The sequence below is a fragment of the Homoserinimonas flava genome (genome assembly GCF_054969005.1).
Genome location: NZ_JBUEQS010000002.1, coordinates 509,738 through 525,698 on the forward strand (window position 1 = coordinate 509,738; position 15,961 = coordinate 525,698).

A 15,961-nucleotide genomic window follows, 5' to 3' on the forward strand; every position below is an offset into this window, starting at 1 on the left:
ATGTTTGCAGCGCTGTAAAGAGCGTTCGACCGCGCGGTGCGTCAGGGGAGTGCTGGGGCGCTCGCCCTGAAGGCGATTGAATGGGGCACGATCTGGTGTCGACCCACGCCGACGTGGCCGTGCATGCGCTCGATGAGCAGCTCGAGTGCGACGCGAGCGAGGCCGAGTTTGTCTGGAGCAACCGAGGTGAGCGACGGCAGAGTGTAGGCGGCGAGGGCGGTGTCGTCCCAGCCGATCAGGGCGACATCGCCGGGCACGCTGAGCCCGGCGTCGTGCAACTCGCGCATCGCGCCGACCGCGAATTTGTCGTCGCGACAGAGGATCGCGTCGAAGTCGATGCCGTCGGCGATCGCGGTGCACACCGCCGCTGCGCTCGCTTCGGGGGAGAATCCCGAGACGGGGAGCACGAGCCGTGGGTCGGCGTCGATTCCGGCCGCGACGAGCGCCTCCTGGTAGCCGAGAAGTCGGCGACGGGTCGACACCGTGATGTCGCCTTCGACCGTGCCAAGGAAGGCAATGCGTCGCCGGCCCAGCGCGATGAGGTGTTCGACACTTTCGCGCGCGGCGACGACGTTGTCGATCATGACGTGGTCGGTCGTGAGCGGGATCGCGGCCTCGCCGAGCAGCACGAGCGGCGTGTCGCGGTGGAGTCTCCCGATCTCGATGGCTCCCATGCTCACGGGGTGAAAGATGACGCCGTCGACCAGGCCCTCCTCGCGGTCGCGCAGCACGGCATGCTCGGCCGTCGTGTCGCTCAGGGTCTGCTCAATGATGACGCGGTAGCCGAGTCGGTCGGCTTCTTCGGCGATGCGACGCGACAGCTCGGAGAAGTACGGGTGGTCGATCTCTGGGATGGCGAGGGCGATCATGCCCGTGCGGCCGGTGACGAGGCGGCGAGCAGCAAGGTTCGGGCGGTAGCCGAGGTCTTCGATCGCCGCCTGCACCCGCCGGCGCATCTCCGGGCTCACGTGGGGATAGTCGTGCACGACGTTGGAGACGGTCTTCATTGACACGCCGGCCGCCTTCGCCACGTCGGTCAGTCGTACTCGCGTCATTCGATTCTCTCCATGAGGTCATCACGATCCTAGGGGTGACGCCCTCCCAGATCGGGGACATCACGATTCGCCGTGAATGCTGGACAAGCAGTTTACAGCGCTGTACGTTGGCGGCACACCACGGTTGCGTCCACTGAGTGTCAAGCGCTCACGAGGGCACCGTCTCATCGAGGAGGACAACGATGTCGAATCCCCAGGCCACACCGTGCAGGCTCGCTGTCGCGGTCGGTGCCGCCGCAATGCTCGTGATCACCGGATGCTCGGGCAGCGGTGGCGGGCAAAGCGATGCGCCCGAATTCAGCGGCGAGTACACCGGCCCAGACGTCACCCTGTCGTACTGGAACGGCTTCACCGGCGGTGACGGCCCGTTCATGCAGCAGATGGTGGACCAGTTCAACGCCGAGCACGACAACATCACGGTCGAGTCGAACACCATGCAGTGGGCAGACTTCTACCAGCGCCTTCCTGCGGCCGTCACAGCGGGTGAAGGCCCCGACGTCGGGGTCATGCACGTCGACCAGCTCGCGACGAACGCCGCCCGCAACGTGATCCTGCCGCTCGATGACCTCGCCGACGGGCTCGAACTCACCGCCGACGACTTCACCGAAGAGGTGTGGGACGCGGGCATCTATGCGGAACAGCGCTACGGTATCCCGCTCGACGTGCACTCGCTCGCGATGTACTACAACACCGACCACTTCGCGGCGGCGGGCATCACCGAGGCGCTCACCGACGCTGCGTCATTCGCCGACGCACTCACCAAGCTCGAAGCCGCTGGCTATGATCAGCCGTTCTGGATGCCCAGCGTCTGGCCGGCGCACCTCATGGACCTCTCGCTGCTCTGGCAGTTTGGTGGCGAGCCCTACTCGCTCGACTCGCCCGAGGCGACCTTCGACTCCGAGGCAGGCGTCGAGGCGCTCACCTGGATGCGCTCAGTGGTCGACGATGGCTATAGCCCGAGCGATGTCGCCGCCGACTCGCAGTACGTCGCATTCAAGAACGGCGAGACATCCATCACCTGGGACGGGATCTGGCAGATCAACGACCTCACCGAATCTGGGCTCCCATACGCTGCGGCGCCGGTCCCCACGATTGGGGATGAGGAGGCCGTCTGGGCAAACTCTCACCAGTTCTTCTTGCCGCGGCAAGACGACGCTGACAAGCTCGCGGCCGCCCAGGTGTTCATCGCCTGGATGAGTGAGCACTCCGCCGACTGGGCTGGTTCCGGCCTCATCCCGGCGCGAGTTTCGGTGCGCGACAGCGGCGTGCTCGAGGGCACGGTGCAGCAGCCGATCGCCGAGCAGATCGACACCATGCGATTCATCCCGGCCATCCCGGGTATCGGCAGCGTGCAGACCGAGACGCTGGAAATCGCCGTGAGCTCGGCCATTCTCGGGCAGCAGACACCCGAGGAGGCCCTCAGCGGCGCCGCGGATGAAGCGGCCCAGCTCATGGAAGAAAACGAAGCTGCGTTCGGCGAGTAGTCGATCATGGCCATGACGATCGGAAGGGGTGTCCGGGCATCAGCCCGGGCGCCCCGGTCTCGCCGCGGCGGGCGCGCGCAGTCCAGGTTCACACCGTGGCTGTTCTTGCTGCCGTACCTCGTGCTCTTCGTGGGCTTCGTGGTGTTCCCCGCCGTTCTCGGCATCTGGATCAGCCTCCACCGGTGGGATTACACGCTCCCTCTGCAGCCCTTCGTCGGCCTGGAGAACTACATCGCGCTCTTCGACCCGGCGTCGCGAGTGTCGAGTCTCTTTTGGAACTCCATGCGCGCGACCGGCATCTTCACACTCTTCAGCGTGCCGCTCCTCCTCGTCATCCCACTCGCGGTGGCGCTGCTCATGAACCGCAAGTTCCCCGGCCGCAACTTCTTCAGGGCCGTGTATTTCGCCCCGTACGTGCTGGGCGTCGCCGTCATCGGCGTTATGTGGCGCTACCTCCTCGACAACAACATCGGGCTCGTCAACTACATGCTCGGCGCCGTGGGCCTGCCCGATGACACGGCCTGGACGACCTCCGTGCCGGCCGCGTGGGTCGCGCTCGTCGGCGTCACGGTGTGGTGGACGCTCGGCTATAACTCCGTCATCTACCTCGCCGCCCTGCAAGACATCCCCGCTGAGCTGTATGAAGCGGCAAAGGTCGACGGCGCGACTCCCTGGCAGCAACTCGTGCACGTCACGCTGCCGGGGCTCCGACCCATCCTGTCGTTCGTGACGATCATCACCCTCATCGCCTCAGCAAATATGTTCGGCCAGTCGTACCTCATGACAGAGGGTGGCCCGGGCCGCGAGACGCGCACCGCGATCTACCAGATCGCTGAGACGGGACTCCGCAACTTCCAGATGGGATCGGCCGCCGCCATGAGCTACGTGCTCACCCTCTTCCTCATCGTGCTCAGCGTCATCGTGTTCTGGCTGTTCAGGGAACGAAAAGAGAAGTCAATCGACCCGAAGTCCATTCGCGCAGGGGAGGCGCAGCGATGACCGCCGTCGAGACCCCGGTGACTGGGGCCAACCCCGTGCCGTCGAGTCGGCCGCAGACCCGGGCGCAGCGCATCCGGAGCCTTGTGCGCCTCGCTGTGCTCTCCGTGATCGCGCTGATCTTTGCGAGCCCACTCGTCTTCATGATCGTCACCTCGTTCAAAACCCGAGCGGATGCCACGGGCATCCCACCGACGTGGATACCGAACCCCTTCTCGCTGCAGGCGTACGAGACGATCTTCGCCGCAAACGCGACCCCCGTGCTCGTGTGGTTCGGCAACAGCATGGTCGCGGCCGCCTCGAACGCGGCGATCGTCGTTGTCACGGCCTCGCTCGCGGCGTATCCGCTCGCCCGGATGCAGTTCAGGGGCAAGAGCGTCGTGCTCGCGCTCGTGATCGGCACACTCCTCGTGCCGCCCGTCATCCTCATCATTCCCAACTACCTCATCGTGAGCGAGCTGGGCTGGCTCAACTCGCTCATTGCCGTGATCGTGCCGACCGCTGCATCCGCTTTCGGGGTCTTCTTCATGCGGCAGTTCTTTTTGAGCCTGCCGATCGAGCTCGAGGAGGCGGCCCTGCTCGACGGTGCCAATCGCTTCGTGATCTTCACCCGCGTGGTGTTGCCGCTCGCTCGCCCTGCCCTTGCGACGCTCGCGCTCCTGGCGTTCTTGACCAACTGGAACGACTTCCTCTGGCCCGTCTACGTGCTCTTCAGCCCCGAGATGCAGACGCTGCCAGCAGGGCTTTCGACCCTGCAGTCGGCGAACGCTGTGCGCTACGACCTGCTCATGGCCGGCGCGGTGATCGCGAGTGTGCCAGTGCTCATCGTCTTCGTCTTCATGCAGCGCTTCATCATCGAGGGTGTTGCCCGCTCCGGAGTCAAGGGATGACGGGCGGACGGATGCTGCGGGGTGGGGTAGCTCTCGCAGTGTTGGGCCTGCTCGTGAGCGGGTGCGCGTCGGCAGGCGAGTCGCCCGAGGGGCCGGCGCAGCCAGAGGGGCTGCAACCGGTGATTCGAGCGAACTTTCCTGACCCTGACGTGCTTGAGTCGGACGGCACGTACTACGCGTACGCGACGAACGAGAACGCGAAGAATGTGCAGTTCGCGACCTCGACAGACCTTGTCGAGTGGGAGGTGCAGCCGGACGATGCGCTGCCGGAGCTGCCGTCGTGGATCATCCCTGGCAAGACGTGGGCGCCGGAGGTATCGGCGTTCGGGGATGGGTTCGTCATGTATTTCACCGCGAGCAACTTCTCTCCGGCCGCGCAGTGCATCGGCATCGCGACGTCGGATGACCCGGCCGGGCCGTTCGAGGTCGTCGGCGACGCCATGCTGGTGTGTCCAGAGGAGGAGGGTGGGGCGATTGATGCTTCGACCTTCGTGCTCGATGGCGTTCCGCACCTTGCCTGGAAGAACGACGGTAACGCCCGTGGTGTTGACACCTGGTTGTATGCCGCGCCGTTGACGTCGGACGGGCTGGCGCTTGCGGGCGAACCGCTGCGGCTCTTTATGCAGGACCTCGACTGGGAGGGTCATCTGGTCGAGGCGCCGACGGTGCTTGAGCGCGATGGCCAACTCGTGATGCTGTATTCGGCAAACAACTATGGCGACGACAGCTACGCGATCGGGGCGGCGACGGCGCCAGGCCTGGAGGGGCCGTGGACAAAGCTCGAGGAGCCTATCCTCAGCACCGAGGGCACCGATTCGGCACTCCTCGGTCCCGGTGGGCAGGATGTCGTAGCCGGGCCGGACGGCGATGTGCTCGTCTTTCACAGCTGGGACGCGGCCTATAGCTATCGCGCCATGTACACGCTCCCGCTCGAGTGGGATGGGGCCGTCCCGGTGCCGGTGCTCGAGTGATCGCGTCGGCCACCGCTCGGTAGCATTGCGGCCTCGGTAGCAGTGGCGCCTCGGTAGCATTGCGGCATGGTCGAAGCCGCGGGTGTGTCGATGGTGGCACGGGTGGCGCGCATGCTGCGGGCCTTCGACGAGGATCACGACAGCCTCACGATTTCGGAGCTCGCTGGTCGCGCCGGCCTGCCGGTCGGCACGGCGCACCGCATCGCCGCCGACATGGTGCGGGAACGTTTGCTCGACCGTGATGGCACGAGCTATTCGATCGGCACCGGCCTCTGGGAGCAGGGTGAGCTCGCCGCGGTGAGCCTGCGCTTTCGTGAGATCGCGCTGCCGTTCTTGTTGACGCTCTATGAGGCCTCGGGCGAGAACGTGCATCTCGCGATCCTCGATGAGGGGGAGGCGCTCTATGTGATGCGGCTCGTCGGTCACCGATCGGTGCCGACCGTAAGCCGCATGGGGGGCCGGCTCCCGCTGCACACGACAGGTGTCGGCAAGGCCTTGCTCGCGTTCCAGGACGAGGCCTACCTTGAGGACTTTTTTTCGCGCCCGCTTCGGCGCGCGACCGTGCATTCCCGCGCCGACGAAACCGCGCTGCGCTCGGAACTCGCATCGGTGCGCGAGCACGGCTTCAGCATGGCGCACCAGGAGCAGACGATCGGTGCCGCGTCGATTGCCGTGCCGATCTTTGTCGCTGACGGCCCGCCGTACGCCGCCCTGGGGCTTGTGTCACACCTCAACCGGGCCGATACACGGCGAGTGGTGCCGCTGCTCAAGGAGGCGGCATCCGGAATCTCTGAGGCCCTCGGGGTGAGTCTCGATGGTGGGCGCCGTCGGTGGCGCGACGTGTTCAACACGGCGGTGCGCCGGTAGTCGCCAAAATATTTTTCCACTGAGTGAGAAGAATGCCTTGTTGCCGGATGCCGCGGCTGCGAGTCTTGGCCCGTGACCAACGACGACGACATCAACGACGACGCCCCGGGCCCGATCAGCGCGACGGATCCGCTCGCGACGACCGCAACGCAGGCGCAAATCGACAGCGAAATGCAGGCCATCGAGCAGGAGTACCGCAACGGCGTCGCCGGTGGTGCACCGATCGAGGAGCGCACTCGGCTCGACTACGCGCCCTACCGCAGCAGCCTCCTGCGTCATCCGACCAAGAGCCTGGCGCTCGCCGACCCCGAGACGATCGAGCTGCACTCGCCCGCGTTCGGGCATCGCGACGTATCGTGGGTCGAATCCGACCTCACGATCCAGCACAACGGCGACCCCATCGGGGAGCGCACGGTCGTCACCGGCCGGTTGCTCGACTCCGACGGGCGCCCCGTCGCGGGTCAGCTCATCGAGGTGTGGCAGGCGAATTCGGCCGGTCGCTATGTGCACAAGCGCGACCAGCATCCGGCACCGCTCGACCCGAACTTCACGGGGACCGGCCGCATGCTCACGGATGAGAACGGCTGGTACCGGTTCTTGACGATCAAGCCGGGGCCGTACCCGTGGCGCAACCACACCAACGCGTGGCGCCCAGCCCACATCCACTTCTCGGTGTTCGGCACCGCGATTACGCAGCGGATCGTCACGCAGATGTACTTTCCGAACGACCCGCTCTTCGCCCTCGACCCCATCTACCAGTCGATCGTCGACCAGGATGCGAGGGACCGCCTTGTTGCCACCTATGACCACTCGCAGACCTCGCCGGAGTGGGCCTTGGGCTACCGTTGGGACATCGTGCTCAATGGGCCAAACAAGACCTGGACTGAGCCCGAGGAGGGTGACCACTGATGGCGAAACTCGCTGCGACCCCCGGCCAGACGGTCGGCCCGTTCTTCGGCTACGCGCTGCCCTATGAGGGCGGTGATCGCCTCGTCGATCGCACGCACCCCGCGGCCGTGCGCCTCTATGGTGCCCTCGTCGATGGCGACGGCACCCCCATTCCCGACGCCCTCATCGAGGTGTGGCAGGCCGACGAACACGGCACCGTGTCGTCGGCCGAGGGCTCACTGAAGCGCGACGGCTACACCTTCACGGGTTTCGGTCGCGCAGCAGTCGACGACAACGGCGTGTTCTCGTTCACGACGGTGGAACCAGGTGCAACCGAGGAGGGCGCGCTGCCGTTCTTCGTGCTCACGATCTTTGCCCGCGGGCTTCCCGACCGCGTGTACACGCGGGTGTACCTGCCGGAGCACGCGGCGCGTGCCGCCGAAGACCGGTTCCTTTCGACCCTCGGCGACCGGGCCTCGACCCTCTTCGCCCGGCGTGACGAGCGCGGCGACCTGCGCTTCGACATTGCCATGCAGGGTGAGCACGAGACCGTCTTCCTCGACTACGCGACAAAGGACTGACCGCGTGACGGATGACGCGGACCACGGCCTCCTCTCACCCCAATGGGCCGGCACCGAGGTCGCCGCAGCGACGTCTGACGCCGCGATCGTCCGCGCCATGGTCGAGGTCGAGGTTGCCCTCGCGCACGCCTGGGAGCAGCTCGGCTTCGCCCCCGACGGCACCGGCGAGGCCGTGCAGGCGGTCGCCGCCGCGCTTGAGCTTGATGTGGCGGCGCTCGCCGTGCGATCCCGGTCTGGGGGCAACCCGGTCATTCCACTCGTGAAGGATCTGCGTGCCGCCGTTGCCGAGACGGATGCCGCGGCATCCGAATGGGTGCATCGTGGCGCGACCAGCCAAGACATTCTCGACACGGCGCTCATGCTCGTGGCGTCGAGGGCCGCCGCGATCATGCGGGACGAGTTGCGCGTGACCGTCGACTCCCTCTCCCGCCTTGCCGACGAGCATCGCGCGACGCTCACGGTGTCGCGCACGCTCACCCAGCACGGTGTGCCGAGCACCTTCGGACTCAAGGCTGCCGGATGGCTCGGGGGAGTCGCCGGCGCGGCCGGACGCTTCGCAGCTGTCGCCGGGGCACTGCCGGTGCAGTGGGGTGGTGCCGGTGGCACGCTCGCCTCGTATTCGGTCATCGGTGAGGTCGGCACGGGCTCGGCAATCGGCGAGATTGTCGCCGAACGGCTCGGACTCAGCCCCGCTGTTCCGTGGCAGACACAGCGCTCCGTTGTGGTCGAACTCGGATCCGCGCTCGCGCAGCTCGGAGGCGCCCTCGGCAAGATCGCGGTCGATGTGCTTCTGCTCGCACGCCCAGAGTTCGGCGAGCTCGGTGAACCGACGGCGACCGGCCGCGGCGGTTCCTCGGCCATGCCGCAGAAGCAGAACCCCGTGCTCGCTGTGCTCATCCACTCGGCTGCGCGGCAGTGCGGCTCGCTCGCGGGGGAGCTACACCGCAGCGCACTCGCGGTCGACGAGCGGCCAGACGGTGCCTGGCATGCCGAATGGCAGGCGCTGCGTGAGCTCCTTCGGCTCGTTGGCGGGGCGACAGGTCTCGCCGCCGAGCTCACGAGCGGGCTTCGCGTCTTTCCCGAGGCGATGCGCGCGAATCTCGCCCTCAGCGGTGCGCTCGTCGTGAGCGAGCGGCTCATGCTCGACTACGGTCGACTGCTCGGCCGTGACCGCCTGCAGGGGCTGGTGACCCGCGCCATGGAGCCCGGCGTCGACCTCGCTGCACTGCTCCGAGCCGAACCAGCGCTCGCCGAGGTCGATGACGGCACCCTCGCGCTCTCACTCGACCCCGCTGCCTATCTCGGTGACAACGACCGCATCATCGACCGCGCGATCGCCGACGCGGCAACGATCTTGGCCGTAGCCTTTGGGGGTGCCCGATGACGGTTCCCCGCCTCACCGGTGTCGCCGTCGGCGGTTCCGGCCCGGCCCTCGTGCTCGGGCAGTCGCTCGGCACCTCGACCATCCTGTGGGATCGAGCGACCCCGCTCCTCACCCCGCACTTCACCGTGTTGAGCGTTGACCTGCCTGGTCACGGCGAATCCCCGGCGGCTACCGAGCCGTTCACGATGGCAGAACTCGCTGACGCGATCGTCGCGACGGCGACGGATGCCGGCATCGAGCGCTTCTCGTATGCGGGGGTGTCGCTCGGCGGCCAGGTCGCGTTGGAGCTTGCGCTGCGGCATCCGGACCGCGTGGAGGCCGTGTCAATCATCTGCTCTGCCGCGAAGATCGGAACCGAGGAGGCCTGGCGGGAGCGTGCCGCGAAGGTCCGTGCGCAGGGGCCAGCCGTGCTCGTGGCGGCGTCTGCCGAACGCTGGTTCGCGCCCGGATTCATCGACGCGCAACCCGAGGCGGCGGGTGCCCTGCTTCGCGCGCTCGCCTTCGCCGACGGCGAAAGCTACGCGCTGTGCTGCGAGGCACTTGCCACGAGCGACATCCGTCCACGGCTTGCCGAGATCACGGTGCCCGTGCTCGCGCTGTGGGGCGACCTCGACCCCGTGATCACCCCGGACGAGGCTCGCTCGGTCGCTGCGGCCGCGCCGCACGGCACCGGTGTTGAGATCGCCGGCGTTGCGCACCTCGCGCCGGTAGAAGACCCGCAGGCCGTTGCAACGGCCCTCATCAGCACGTTCCTTGGAGGCTCAGCATGACGGATGATCACCGCGATCGGGCGCGCTCGGCGCAGCAGCAATACGACGAGGGAATGGTGGTGCGCCGCGAGGTGCTCGGCGCCGAGCATGTCGACCGCGCCACGGCCGGCATCACTCCGGCGACCTCGGAGTTCCAAGATCTGATCACGCGCTACGCCTGGGGTGAGATCTGGACGCGCCCCGGCATCGACCGCCGTATGCGCAGCGCGGTCACGCTCACGGCGCTCATCGCGCACGGCCACCTCGATGAGCTCGCGATGCATTTGCGGGCCGCCCAACGAAACGGCCTTTCGCGGGAGGAGATTGTCGAGATCGTGCTGCAGTCGGCAATCTACTGCGGTGTGCCATCGGCTAATTCGGCCTTCGGCGTAGTCAAGCGAGTGTTCGAGGAGGAGCCCCCGCGCGACTGATTCACCGAGCGGTATGGGGTTGTGGAAGCACGCGACTGGGGATACGTTCACCGCACTACGGAAGTTTGCTAGGTGAACGATTGTTCGCAGAGCGAACATCCGGCCGACACAACGGAGTGACGAATGAAATCCAGAATGCTCAGCACCATTGGCCTTTCTGCAGCAGCAATCCTCGTGCTCGCCTCGTGCAGCGGCGGCGGTGGCACCGAAACAAACGAAGACGGCCTCACGACCGTGAACGTCGCCGTCGTGCCGATCGTCGATACCGCGGCGCTGTGGCTCGGCGTCGAGCAGGGCTTCTTCGAGGACGAGGGCCTCGACGTGCAAATCGATACGGCCGCTGGCGGCGCCGCGATCGTGCCAGGGGTCGTGAGCGGCGACTTCGAGTTCGGCTTCAGCAACTATGTTTCGCTCTACTTCGCGATGGATCAGGGCCTCGGGCTCTCCGTTATTGCGAACGCCGTCACGGCGGGTGCCGACCTCGATCGGGACTTCGGGGGTGTCGTCGTCAACGCCGACTCCGATATCGAAACGCCGGCCGATCTCGAGGGCAAGACGGTCTCGGTCAACACGCTCGCGAACATCGGTGATGCGACCGTGAGCCAGATTGTGAACGACGATGGCGGCGACGCCTCGACGATCGAGTTCGTCGAGGTCGGGTTCCCTGACGCTCCGGCCGCGCTTGAGGGCGGACAGGTCGACGCCGCATGGATTGTCGAGCCGTTCCTCACACAGGCGGTCGAGGCGGGCGCACGCGTCGTCACCTACAACTTCAACGGCTTCGACCCGGAGCTCGATGTTGCCGGGTATTTCACGAGCGAGCAGATGATCGCCGAGAACCCCGAGACTGTTGACGCGTTTCGCACGGCAATGAACGCCTCCCTTGAGTATGCGGAGGCGAACCCCGACGAGGTGCGTGGCATCCTCCCGAGCTACACGACCATCGACGCTGAGCTGATCGAAACGATTGCCCTGCCGAGGTTCCGCGTCGAGGTGGATCGTGATGCCGCACAGCGTCTCGCCGATGCCTCAGTCGAGTTCAGTGGACTCTCGACCGCGCCAGACCTCGACAGCCTTTTCGTACTCGAATAGCGGATGCCCGCCGGGGGCCGCATGGCCGCCGGCGGGTGTCGTACCCTGGTCCAGCCGCGCGAGCGGCACCTCAATGATGAGAGAGATGTGACGTGACCACAGCTGTCCAGCCGTCCACCGGCGAGAAGCGAAAGGTTCCTTGGAACCAGCATCCGCTCGCAGGCCCAGCGCTCGGCGTTGGCGGCATCATCCTGTTCCTCGCGTTCTGGGAGTTGTCGTCGCGCACCGGGCTTGTCAACCCGCGCTTCTTTCCTGCGGCGAGTGACGTGCTCGCGCAGTTGCTTCGTGATCTCGCGTCAACCGAGTTCTGGTCGGCCGTCGGCCAGACCATGACGAGCTGGGCGATCGGCCTCGCGATTGCCGCCGTCGCTGCGACAGTCATCGGCTTCATCATCGGTGGAAGCACGGTCCTCCGACGGGCAACGCACACGACGATCGAGTTTCTCCGGCCAATCCCCTCGGTCGCCCTGATCCCGCTCGCCGTGCTGCTCTTCGGCATCCGCATTGAGTCGGCGCTGCTCCTCATCGTGTACGCGTCGTTCTGGCAGATCCTCATTCAGGTGCTCTACGGCACCGCGGATGTTGACAGCGTCGCCATGGACACGGCCAAGAGCTACGGGCTCGGGTGGTGGGCTCGAGTGCGTCACGTGGTGTGGCCAACAACCCTCCCGTATCTCATCACCGGCCTCCGGCTTGCCGCCGCGGTCGCCCTCGTGCTCGCCATCACGGCGGAGCTCGTGATCGGCACGCCCGGCCTCGGCAAGCAGATCGCCCTCAACCAGTCGGGCGGCAGCATCGTGCCGATGTATTCGCTCGTCGTCGCGACTGGCCTCATCGGCGTCATCATCAACATCGGCATGCGCCTCGTCGAGCGCCGCGCCCTGCGCTGGCACTCATCAGTCAGAGGGGACGTGATCGTATGACCATCGCCAAGCGATTCGCCTACTTCGTTGGCCTGCCGATCATCCTCGTGGTGCTCTGGTGGGCACTCACGCTCGGCAACACGAACTTCTTTGTGCCGAAACCGCTCGAACTCGTCGAGATCTTCGGTGACGTGTGGTTCGGTGAGCGGCTCACGCGCGATGTGTTGCCGAGCATCGGCCGGCTTCTGGCCGGCGTCGGGATCTCGATTGTGCTTGGCATCGTGTTCGGAATATTGATCGGTTCGATCCGCCTCCTGCGGCAGCTCACCGAGCCAGCGCTCGAGTTTCTGCGCGCAATCCCGCCGCCCGTGCTCGTGCCGGTGCTCATGCTCGTCATCGGCATCAACGACCAGATGAAGATCGCCGTCATCGTGTTCGGCTGCATCTGGCCCGTGCTGCTCAACACGATCGAGGGTGTCCGCGCGGTCGACGACGTGCTCAGTGACACGTGTGCCGTCTACGGCATCTCCGGCGGTGCGAGACTGCGGTATCTCGTGCTCCGCTCCGCGAGCCCGCAGATCATGACGGGGGTGCGCCAGTCGCTCTCGATCGGCCTCATCCTCATGGTGATCTCCGAGATGTTCGGCTCGTCCTCCGGCCTCGGCTACGCGATCGTGCAGTTCCAGCGCACGTTCTCGGTGCCCGAGATGTGGACGGGCATCGTGTTGTTGGGCCTGCTGGGCGTGGTCCTGTCACTGATTTTCCAGTTCACCGAGAAGCGAGTGCTCCGGTGGTACTACGGCTTGAGAGAGGTAGATCGATGAGCAATGACACCAGCGTGACCAAGGGCGGCCGAAGCGGCAAGACGGGCACCATCGAGGTGCCGGATGATGTCGCCCTGTCGGTGCAGCACCTCAAGAAGGTGTACCAGACCGATGGGGGTGAGATCGAGGCGGTCCGCGACCTGCACTTCGACATCAAGGCTGGCGAATTCGTGTGTCTCGTCGGGCCCTCCGGCGCGGGCAAGACCACGCTGCTGAAGTGCATCGCTGGACTTCTCGGCCCGACATCCGGTCTCGTCGCCCTCGATGGCAAGATCGTCACCGGGCCGCCGAAGGGCCTCGCCGTCGTGTTCCAGGAATACGGCCGCAGCCTCTTTCCGTGGATGAACATCCGCGACAACGTCGAGCTGCCGCTGAAGAATCAGGGCATGCCCAAGGAGGAGCGCGATCGCCTCGTCGACGACGCCCTCGAGGCCGTCGGGCTCGGCGACGTCCCCAAGAGCTACCCGTGGCAGCTCTCCGGCGGCATGCAGCAGCGGGTCGCGATCGCGCGCGCCGTCGCATACCAGCCCAAGGTGCTGCTCATGGACGAGCCATTCGCCGCCGTCGATGCGCAGACGCGTGCCGACCTTGAGGATCTCGTGCGAAGCGTCTGGAAGAAGCTCGGCATCACGGTGCTGTTCGTGACCCACGACATCGACGAATCGGTGTACCTGGGGGAGCGTGTCGTCGTGCTCTCGAGTTCGCCGACCGTCGTGCAGGAGGACCTCACGATCGACCTGCCGGCCGACCGCGACCAGCTCACGACGCGGTCGATGGCCCGCTTCACTGAGCTCCGCGGCCACGTCTACGAGCAGATCCAGAAAGCAAAGGCCGACGCGGCGTCGGCGAAACGCTAAGCGCGGAGCGATCGAGCGGAACCACGGGGATGCGAAGCGAGGTGACGCACGACGCGGTGGCCTCGCCGCTCGACGGCCCCGCCGCATCCGTTGCTGTGCAGTCGCTCGTGCGAGGCCTCGCGGTCATCCGCGCGTTTGACGCCGAGCACCCCGAAATGACGCTCACCGAGGTCGCAAAGGTGACGGGCCTCACGAGGGCAACGGCGCGGCGCTTTCTCCTCACGCTTCGCGAGCTTGGCTATGTTCGCACCGACGGACGAGCGTTTGGGCTCACGGTGCGCGTGCTGGAGCTCGGCTACAGCTACCTTTCTGGGCTCGGGCTGCCAGAGCTCCTGCTGCCGCACCTTGAGCGACTCGCGGCTGAAGTCGACGAGTCGACCTCGGCCTCGGTGCTCGACGGCACCGACATCGTCTACATCGCCCGGGTGCCAACGCGGCGCATCATGAGCATCGGAATCAACATCGGAACGCGGCTCCCCGCCTATGCGACCTCGATGGGACGTGTGCTCCTCGCCGCCCTGCCGCCAGGTGAGGTGGAGCGGCGCTACGCGGATGCGCCAATGCCGAAGCTCACCGATCGGACCATCACGACCGTGGCAGGGTTGCTGTCTGAGCTTGAGCGGACGAGGGCGCAGGGGTGGTCACTCACCGATCAGGAGCTCGAACGCGGCCTGCGCTCAATGGCGATGCCGCTCACCGACGCGCGAGGCAGAACCATCGCCGCAGTGAATGTCTCGTCACACGTGAGCAGCGGCGATCTCGAGTGCTTTCGCTCGCTGGCGGAGGCGCCGCTCGGTGGAGCGGTCGCCGCAATTCACGCGGAGTTGGAGCGCACGGCGCCGGTGTCGCGATTCGTGGTGTCTGGCTAGCGGCGCAGGCTACAGATCCGATTCCACTTCGCCGCCAATATTGAGGCCGCGCTGCAGTTCGACCGAGGTTTCGTTGACCGTTTCGAGCTCGGCCGCGAGTGCCTCATACTCGGCCTGGCGCGCCGTGATCGAGGCGTAGAGGGCGTCGAGCTCCTCACCTCGGGTGACGAGGCGGTTGCGCGCGAGGTCGAACGCCGACTGCGAGGTGTAGAACCCACTCTGCGCGCGTGCGTTGAAGGTCTCGATGTCGCCGTTGAGTTCGTCGTAGCCGCTCGTGTACGACGCGTAGTCGGTTTCAACAGCGATTCGGATGCTCTCCATCTGCGAAACGAGGGCATCGGCCTGGGCCTGCAAGTCGACAAAGACGGCATACGACGAGGAGTGGAGACTCGTCACAACTTCGCGATCAACAAAATACTGGGCGTAGTACTCCTCAAGCTCCTCCGACACCGTGGCAACCTCGGTGCCGATGATGGAGTGCAACTCATTGGCGCGCTGACCCGGTTCGTTGCGCGCATAAAACTCCATGCGCTCCGCGAAGTCTGGGTCGTCGACGAGGCGAGCAAACTCGGCCTCAAGCAGATCGGTGAGTCGATCGCGCTCGCCAGAGCCCATGCGATCCCACGCGGCGTGCAGCATCTCGTGGGCCGCAACAACCTCTTCTGCGCCGTCGAGTCTCGAATCGGTGACATCGAACACGAAGATTGACTTGTCGGCGTACACGTAGCACCCGAGCACGCCGAAGTTCTGCTCGTTGGTATCGATGGGGCAGTCACTGGCAAACTGCTCGCCATCGCTCACCTCTGGCCGGCTGGCGTAATACAAGAACCGCCCGTGATCGGTGAGCTGAAGGCGTTCGACATGCCCCTCGATCACCGCATCGGGTTCGAACTGCCACACGGTGATCTGATCGACGATGGGCTGGGGGTTGTTCGCAACCCAGATGCCACCGGCTGTGATGCTGCCGATGATGAGGATTCCGATGACCGCCGGCGCGACATTCTTGCGCGAGCGCCGGCGCGGTCGTTTCGGCGCGGCGGCAGCACCATCGTCGACGATCTCCACCCACTGACTCCCTGCTGTGCCTCGGGTGAAGAGTATCAGCGTCATACGGGCAAAACCCGTGAGATGCCGCGCGCGAGCGAGGCGAGTCGGGGGAG

17 protein-coding genes are annotated in these 15,961 nt (G+C 66.0%); 15 read left to right on the forward strand and 2 right to left on the reverse strand.

Annotation, left to right across the window (positions count from 1 at the left end; genetic code table 11):
• Window positions 1–41: 41 nt before the first annotated feature.
• Window positions 42–1,055, reverse strand: coding sequence for a LacI family DNA-binding transcriptional regulator (locus ACY48M_RS07910; RefSeq protein ID WP_462819720.1), 1,014 nt, complete (start codon window positions 1,053–1,055; stop codon window positions 42–44).
• 182 nt (window positions 1,056–1,237) lie between these two features.
• On the opposite strand from ACY48M_RS07910, the gene ACY48M_RS07915 reads away from it, so the two are divergent.
• From ACY48M_RS07915 to ACY48M_RS07985, 15 genes are all read left to right on the forward strand, one after another.
• Window positions 1,238–2,539, forward strand: a complete 1,302-nt coding sequence (locus ACY48M_RS07915; RefSeq protein WP_462819721.1) for an ABC transporter substrate-binding protein — start codon at window positions 1,238–1,240, stop codon at window positions 2,537–2,539.
• Window positions 2,540–2,545: 6 nt separating this feature from the next.
• Window positions 2,546–3,538: a carbohydrate ABC transporter permease gene (locus ACY48M_RS07920; RefSeq protein WP_462819722.1), complete on the forward strand. Its 993-nt coding sequence runs from the start codon at window positions 2,546–2,548 to the stop codon at window positions 3,536–3,538.
• Entirely contained in the window at window positions 3,535–4,425 is an 891-nt protein-coding gene (locus ACY48M_RS07925; RefSeq protein WP_462819723.1) for a carbohydrate ABC transporter permease, read from the forward strand. Before ACY48M_RS07920 ends, ACY48M_RS07925 begins: the two co-directional genes overlap by 4 nt.
• The gene (locus tag ACY48M_RS07930; RefSeq protein ID WP_462819724.1) at window positions 4,422–5,396 is read left to right on the forward strand and encodes a glycoside hydrolase family 43 protein; all 975 of its coding nucleotides are present in this window, start codon (window positions 4,422–4,424) and stop codon (window positions 5,394–5,396) included. The genes ACY48M_RS07925 and ACY48M_RS07930 overlap by 4 nt, the downstream gene beginning before the upstream one ends.
• Window positions 5,397–5,462: 66 nt before the next feature.
• Window positions 5,463–6,263 carry an IclR family transcriptional regulator gene (locus ACY48M_RS07935; protein WP_462819725.1) on the forward strand — a complete coding sequence of 267 codons (801 nt, stop codon included), beginning with the start codon at window positions 5,463–5,465 and terminating at the stop codon, window positions 6,261–6,263.
• A gap of 72 nt (window positions 6,264–6,335) precedes the next feature.
• Window positions 6,336–7,172: a protocatechuate 3,4-dioxygenase subunit beta gene (gene pcaH, locus ACY48M_RS07940; protein WP_462819726.1), complete on the forward strand. Its 837-nt coding sequence runs from the start codon at window positions 6,336–6,338 to the stop codon at window positions 7,170–7,172.
• The gene (gene pcaG / locus ACY48M_RS07945; protein ID WP_462819727.1) at window positions 7,172–7,732 is read left to right on the forward strand and encodes a protocatechuate 3,4-dioxygenase subunit alpha; all 561 of its coding nucleotides are present in this window, start codon (window positions 7,172–7,174) and stop codon (window positions 7,730–7,732) included. The genes pcaH and pcaG overlap by 1 nt, the downstream gene beginning before the upstream one ends.
• A 4-nt stretch (window positions 7,733–7,736) precedes the next feature.
• Window positions 7,737–9,116, forward strand: a complete 1,380-nt coding sequence (locus ACY48M_RS07950) for a lyase family protein (protein ID WP_462819728.1) — start codon at window positions 7,737–7,739, stop codon at window positions 9,114–9,116.
• Window positions 9,113–9,886, forward strand: a complete 774-nt coding sequence (locus ACY48M_RS07955) for an alpha/beta fold hydrolase (protein WP_462819729.1) — start codon at window positions 9,113–9,115, stop codon at window positions 9,884–9,886. The genes ACY48M_RS07950 and ACY48M_RS07955 overlap by 4 nt, the downstream gene beginning before the upstream one ends.
• Window positions 9,883–10,296, forward strand: a complete 414-nt coding sequence (gene pcaC / locus ACY48M_RS07960; RefSeq protein ID WP_462819730.1) for a 4-carboxymuconolactone decarboxylase — start codon at window positions 9,883–9,885, stop codon at window positions 10,294–10,296. Before ACY48M_RS07955 ends, pcaC begins: the two co-directional genes overlap by 4 nt.
• A 135-nt stretch (window positions 10,297–10,431) precedes the next feature.
• Entirely contained in the window at window positions 10,432–11,388 is a 957-nt protein-coding gene (locus ACY48M_RS07965; protein WP_462819731.1) for an ABC transporter substrate-binding protein, read from the forward strand.
• A 92-nt stretch (window positions 11,389–11,480) separates the two neighbouring features.
• A complete protein-coding gene (locus tag ACY48M_RS07970) occupies window positions 11,481–12,311 on the forward strand; it encodes an ABC transporter permease (RefSeq protein ID WP_462819732.1) in 831 nt (276 codons plus the stop codon).
• Complete coding sequence (locus tag ACY48M_RS07975) at window positions 12,308–13,075, forward strand: ABC transporter permease (RefSeq protein WP_462819733.1); 768 nt, start codon at window positions 12,308–12,310, stop codon at window positions 13,073–13,075. The genes ACY48M_RS07970 and ACY48M_RS07975 overlap by 4 nt, the downstream gene beginning before the upstream one ends.
• On the forward strand, window positions 13,072–13,932 hold the full coding sequence (locus tag ACY48M_RS07980) for an ABC transporter ATP-binding protein (RefSeq protein WP_462819734.1): 861 nt from the start codon (window positions 13,072–13,074) through the stop codon (window positions 13,930–13,932). The genes ACY48M_RS07975 and ACY48M_RS07980 overlap by 4 nt, the downstream gene beginning before the upstream one ends.
• Before the next feature lie 29 nt (window positions 13,933–13,961).
• Window positions 13,962–14,801, forward strand: a complete 840-nt coding sequence (locus tag ACY48M_RS07985; RefSeq protein ID WP_462819735.1) for an IclR family transcriptional regulator domain-containing protein — start codon at window positions 13,962–13,964, stop codon at window positions 14,799–14,801.
• A gap of 9 nt (window positions 14,802–14,810) precedes the next feature.
• Here the strand turns inward: ACY48M_RS07985 and ACY48M_RS07990 are convergent, their stop codons facing one another.
• Window positions 14,811–15,866, reverse strand: a complete 1,056-nt coding sequence (locus ACY48M_RS07990) for a hypothetical protein (protein ID WP_462819736.1) — start codon at window positions 15,864–15,866, stop codon at window positions 14,811–14,813.
• Window positions 15,867–15,961 lie beyond the last annotated feature (95 nt).

Coding starts and splice junctions, on each gene's coding strand:
- pcaG (WP_462819727.1), top strand. CDS start 7,172: ATGGCGAAACTCGCTGCGACCCCCGGCCAGACGGTCGGCCCGTTCTTC.
- ACY48M_RS07910 (WP_462819720.1), bottom strand. CDS start 1,055: ATGACGCGAGTACGACTGACCGACGTGGCGAAGGCGGCCGGCGTGTCA.
- ACY48M_RS07935 (WP_462819725.1), top strand. CDS start 5,463: ATGGTCGAAGCCGCGGGTGTGTCGATGGTGGCACGGGTGGCGCGCATG.
- ACY48M_RS07985 (WP_462819735.1), top strand. CDS start 13,962: ATGCGAAGCGAGGTGACGCACGACGCGGTGGCCTCGCCGCTCGACGGC.
- ACY48M_RS07920 (WP_462819722.1), top strand. CDS start 2,546: ATGGCCATGACGATCGGAAGGGGTGTCCGGGCATCAGCCCGGGCGCCC.
- ACY48M_RS07930 (WP_462819724.1), top strand. CDS start 4,422: ATGACGGGCGGACGGATGCTGCGGGGTGGGGTAGCTCTCGCAGTGTTG.
- ACY48M_RS07925 (WP_462819723.1), top strand. CDS start 3,535: ATGACCGCCGTCGAGACCCCGGTGACTGGGGCCAACCCCGTGCCGTCG.
- pcaC (WP_462819730.1), top strand. CDS start 9,883: ATGACGGATGATCACCGCGATCGGGCGCGCTCGGCGCAGCAGCAATAC.
- ACY48M_RS07980 (WP_462819734.1), top strand. CDS start 13,072: ATGAGCAATGACACCAGCGTGACCAAGGGCGGCCGAAGCGGCAAGACG.
- ACY48M_RS07955 (WP_462819729.1), top strand. CDS start 9,113: ATGACGGTTCCCCGCCTCACCGGTGTCGCCGTCGGCGGTTCCGGCCCG.
- ACY48M_RS07975 (WP_462819733.1), top strand. CDS start 12,308: ATGACCATCGCCAAGCGATTCGCCTACTTCGTTGGCCTGCCGATCATC.
- ACY48M_RS07915 (WP_462819721.1), top strand. CDS start 1,238: ATGTCGAATCCCCAGGCCACACCGTGCAGGCTCGCTGTCGCGGTCGGT.
- ACY48M_RS07965 (WP_462819731.1), top strand. CDS start 10,432: ATGCTCAGCACCATTGGCCTTTCTGCAGCAGCAATCCTCGTGCTCGCC.